Origin of the sequence: Mycobacterium sp. (genome assembly GCF_050700595.1) — a bacterium.
GTDB lineage: Bacteria > Actinomycetota > Actinomycetes > Mycobacteriales > Mycobacteriaceae > Mycobacterium.
Map to the genome: position 1 here is coordinate 1 of NZ_JBOHHI010000130.1, position 4,059 is coordinate 4,059.

A 4,059-nucleotide genomic window follows, 5' to 3' on the forward strand; every position below is an offset into this window, starting at 1 on the left:
AAGGAGTTCTTCGTCTACACCGTGGCGCGGCTGGGCATCTTCGTGGCCTCCTACGTGATCGTCGCGGGGATCTACGTGCTGGTGACCGGCCATCTCGCGGTGCCGCTGCTGTGGCCGTTCCTGGCCGCGATCGTGATCTCCGCGATCGCCTCGGTCTACTTCCTCAAGGGGCCCCGCGCCAGGTTCGCGGCGAAGGTCGAGGAGCGGGCGACGCGCGCCACGGCGGCCTTCGAGAAGGTGCGGGCGAAGGAAGACCAGGACTGAGAAGTGTCTGACACGGATCCGCGCGAGGAGGGCTGTTGCCGGGTCGCCGACCGGCAGGACGCCGGCGCCCGCGCCTGGCTGAACGAGGCCGTCCGCCGGGTCGAGGCCGACAGCAACCGCTCCGCGGACACCCACCTGCACGTCTTCCCGCTCCCCGCAGAGTGGGACGTCGACCTCTACCTCAAGGACGAGTCGGTGCACCCCACCGGATCGCTCAAGCACCGGCTGGCGCGGTCGCTGTTCCTCTACGCGCTGTGCAACGGCTGGATCGGCGAGCACAGCACCGTGGTCGAGGCGTCGTCGGGGTCGACGGCTGTGTCGGAAGCCTATTTCGCCGCTCTGCTGGGCCTGCCGTTCATTGCGGTAATGCCGGTGTCGACCAGCGTGTCCAAGGTGGCACTGATCGAATCTCAAGGTGGCCATTGCCATTTCGTACAGCATTCGGGTGACGTCTACGCCGAGGCGGAAGGGGTGGCCCGCGAGACCGGTGGGCACTACCTGGATCAGTTCACCAACGCCGAGCGGGCCACCGACTGGCGGGGCAACAACAACATCGCCGAGTCGATCTATGTGCAGATGCGCGACGAGAAGCATCCGGTCCCGGACTGGATCGTGGTCGGGGCGGGCACCGGGGGAACCAGCGCGACGATCGGCCGCTACATCCGTTATCGGCGCCACAACACCCGGTTGTGTGTGGTCGATCCGGAGAACTCCGCGTTCTTTCCGGCCTACGCCGAATGCCGCTACGAGATCGTGATCGACGCATCATCGCGCATCGAAGGCATCGGCCGGCCGCGGGTCGAGCCCTCGTTTCTGCCCGACGTGGTCGATGAGATGGTGTCGGTGCCCGACGCCGCATCGATTGCCGCCGCCCGGCACGCCAGCACGGTGCTGGGCCGCCGGGTGGGCGCGTCGACCGGCACGAACCTATGGGGAGCTTTCGGCTTGATCGCCGAGATGGTCGCCGACGGCCGCAACGGCTCGGTGGTCACGCTGCTGGCCGACAGCGGCGACCGCTACGCCGACACCTACTTCTGCGACGAATGGGTCAAGGCCCAAGGGCTGGATCCGGCCCCCGCGGCTGCGGCGCTGACCGAGTTCGAACGCTCCTGCAGCTGGGCTTGACCCGATGCTTGCGGGGCATCGTTAGCGGGGGCAGTCACCAACAGCCACAACACTGCAAGGGTCAACAGTCCGCCGAACACCACGGCGCCCAATAACGTCATGATCCTCTCGCTTTCATTGCACCGACCGTGCGCTTAGTTAGTACGGTTAACGTTACTGCCGTTGATGGGTATTCCGCCGCAAGGTGTGGCGCGAGTCGCTCGCCGGGGACGGTGTGATCCGCGCGGCACTCGCTGCGTTCCCGTCACTCTTTGTGCGGGTACCCGATGGTCCTGGCGGCTAATCCACTTTGGCGGGTCGCCGGGTCGGTGCGATACGCTGTCGTGGCTTCATGCGGGGTGTGGCGCAGCTTGGTAGCGCGCTTCGTTCGGGACGAAGAGGCCGTGGGTTCAAATCCCGCCACCCCGACTCAAAGACTTAGGCCCTGACCAGTAGATATACGGTCGGAGCCTTTGTTACATCACGGGGTCGTCCCAGTGTCCGTCCGCAGTGCGTCCGCAGTAGATCCGCGCAGCGTCCGCACTGCGGCATCGAGAGCATCCGCAACCGCTTCGAGATCGTCGGGGAACAGGTCGGCGTAGGTGTCCAACGTGAGGGCCGCGCTCTTGTGCCCGAGCATGGTCTGCACAGCCTTCACGTTCGCGCCCGCACTGATCGCCAGGGACACCGCGGTGTGGCGAAGGTCGTGAAGCGTCGGCCGGGGCCAGTCCGTCGTCGGTGCACCGTCGTCGTCGAGTGCACGCAACTTGTCCACCGCCGGGTTAAACACTCGGGTACGGAACGTCGCGATCCGCAGCACACCACCGCTCGGCGCCGAGAAGACGAGATCCTCCCGACGCTTCCCACGCATCCGCGCGGCGAGATCCTCGGCGAGGAACCGGGGGAACGGCACTGACCGGCGCTCGTGATTCTTCGGTGTCGACCATGTGAGCTTCCCCGCAACCTCCGTCACGGAGCGTCGGACAGTCACCCGCCGGCGCAGCATGTCGAAGTCCTCGACCGTGAGCGCGGCCATCTCCCCGTACCGTAGCCCGGTGTAGGCGAGGAATCTCACCACCAGGCCGTCACGGACCATCGTTGACGCCAGCTCGTCCACCTGTGCATGCGTCAGGTAGGCCCGTTGGTTGTGCTTTCGTGGTGGTGCTTTCACCCCTTCACACGGATTCCGCGCGATCCGCCGATCCTCAACGGCGAGCGCTAAGACCATGCGGAGCACCCCGAGCGCATTCTCGATCGTCGCAGCCTCCGAGGCGGCCGCCACGAGGTCACCGACCCACGCCCGCACCGCCGACGTCTGCACGTCTCCGACGGCCGTGTCCTCCCAGACGTCGCGCACGTGTACCGCCCACGCGCTCGCGCGCGTGGCCTTCGTCGTCGCCTTCAAGTGGCCGTGCGTCGTCAGCCACTGCTCATGCATCTGACCGACGGTGACCGTCCCGGCGCCGGGCGCGACATACAACCCGGTGACGATTGTCGACGTCACATCGTCGAGCCACTTCTGCGCGTCGGCCTTCCGGGCGAAGCCACGCGCGACCTCGCGGCCGTCGCCGTCGACATAGCGTGCACGCCAACGCTTCCCCTGACCGTGGTTCGCGCTGGGCACGGTTTGCGTGTTCCCATCTGCGTCACGGACCGTCTTTGTCCATCGGTCCTCGACGCCCGCTCTACGATTGCGCTTGCCGCTCATATCTTCTTCTTCCCCTGTGTGGTGGGAGGCAGGAAACCGCGCTCACGCGCGCGCCGCACGTACTCGTGCGCCATCCGCTGCTTGACCCCGAACGTCCGTGCGACTGCCTCAGCCGGCGCCTTGTCGAAATTGGCGCGGTAGACCTGGGCGACCTGGCGCAGCAGCTCGGCGTTGACATGTCGCCGGCCCGTCCGCAGATCATGCAGGAAACCGCGGATTACCCGCTCTTGCTCCGTGCCGATCTCGGTGGGTATGGCCATTCCGGGCGTGTCGCGCCACACGTCACGTAGCTCGACAGCCCACGTTCCGTACACCTCGTTGACGAGGGCCGCGACCTCGGCTGCGCGAAGGTGCTTCTGGCGTATCTCACTCTGGCTTTCTCTTGCGCACCAACCTAATTCGACTACCCGTGGCACGTCGTCGCGCAACTCAACCCGGCAGTAGAAGTCGGGCTCGTCGCGGCCGTCAAGTTCAAACTCAACCCATGCCGGCAGAAACCTCCCAGATGGACTCCACTCGCCCTCAGCCAAAGGCGCCCCGCCCATGCCGAACGCCACGTAGTCCCCCGAGACCCGGAAACGTAAACCGTCGTCCTCGATTGTCTCGGGCTCATCGCTGACGCGATGACGATGGCCTGCCATCAGGTGAAACCTCCAGCACTGTACGACGGTGCAATGTTGTAACTCTGCACTTAACTCTGCACTCTGTCAATAGCCGCCACGCACTCGGCGGGCAACCACGGACACAAGGAGTTGTGCATGGACAGCGACACCGACCGGCTACTCGTGCCGTACGACGAGGCGATGCGCAAGCTCGGCGACATCGGTCGCACGACCCTCTATGAGCTTTTCGCTCGCCGCGAATTGATTCGGGTCAACATCGGACGGCGGGGATTCGTCACTGCGAAATCGCTTGCGGCATACGTGAATCGGCTCAGCGAGGCCGCATCGGCATGAGATACGAACGACGAAGCAACCGGCCTC

The 4,059-nt window shown here is 65.6% G+C and carries 5 protein-coding genes and 1 tRNA gene; 4 read left to right on the forward strand and 2 right to left on the reverse strand.

Going from position 1 to position 4,059, the window contains the following annotated elements:
- The 3 genes from ACRDTL_RS12840 to ACRDTL_RS12850 form a co-directional block, all read left to right on the forward strand.
- Positions 1-264 (forward strand): DUF4229 domain-containing protein (locus ACRDTL_RS12840; RefSeq protein ID WP_431507089.1); only part of this gene is annotated, 264 nt, incomplete at its 5' end.
- Between the two features lie 78 nt (positions 265-342).
- Positions 343-1,389: a PLP-dependent cysteine synthase family protein gene (locus ACRDTL_RS12845; protein ID WP_431507093.1), complete on the forward strand. Its 1,047-nt coding sequence runs from the start codon at positions 343-345 to the stop codon at positions 1,387-1,389.
- Positions 1,390-1,723: 334 nt separating this feature from the next.
- Positions 1,724-1,797, forward strand: a tRNA-Pro gene (locus tag ACRDTL_RS12850).
- 52 nt (positions 1,798-1,849) lie between these two features.
- Here ACRDTL_RS12850 and ACRDTL_RS12855 read toward each other — a convergent pair.
- Together ACRDTL_RS12855 and ACRDTL_RS12860 are read right to left on the reverse strand one after the other, a co-directional pair.
- Entirely contained in the window at positions 1,850-2,992 is a 1,143-nt protein-coding gene (locus ACRDTL_RS12855) for a tyrosine-type recombinase/integrase (RefSeq protein WP_431507090.1), read from the reverse strand.
- An 80-nt stretch (positions 2,993-3,072) separates the two neighbouring features.
- Positions 3,073-3,717 carry a hypothetical protein gene (locus ACRDTL_RS12860; protein WP_431507091.1) on the reverse strand — a complete coding sequence of 215 codons (645 nt, stop codon included), beginning with the start codon at positions 3,715-3,717 and terminating at the stop codon, positions 3,073-3,075.
- A gap of 117 nt (positions 3,718-3,834) precedes the next feature.
- On the opposite strand from ACRDTL_RS12860, the gene ACRDTL_RS12865 reads away from it, so the two are divergent.
- Positions 3,835-4,032 carry a helix-turn-helix domain-containing protein gene (locus ACRDTL_RS12865; RefSeq protein ID WP_431507092.1) on the forward strand — a complete coding sequence of 66 codons (198 nt, stop codon included), beginning with the start codon at positions 3,835-3,837 and terminating at the stop codon, positions 4,030-4,032.
- Positions 4,033-4,059 lie beyond the last annotated feature (27 nt).

What these genes read in the sequence shown, in the direction of transcription:
- ACRDTL_RS12860 (WP_431507091.1), bottom strand. Translation starts at nt 3,717, where the DNA reads ATGGCAGGCCATCGTCATCGCGTCAGCGATGAGCCCGAGACAATCGAG.
- ACRDTL_RS12865 (WP_431507092.1), top strand. Translation starts at nt 3,835, where the DNA reads ATGGACAGCGACACCGACCGGCTACTCGTGCCGTACGACGAGGCGATG.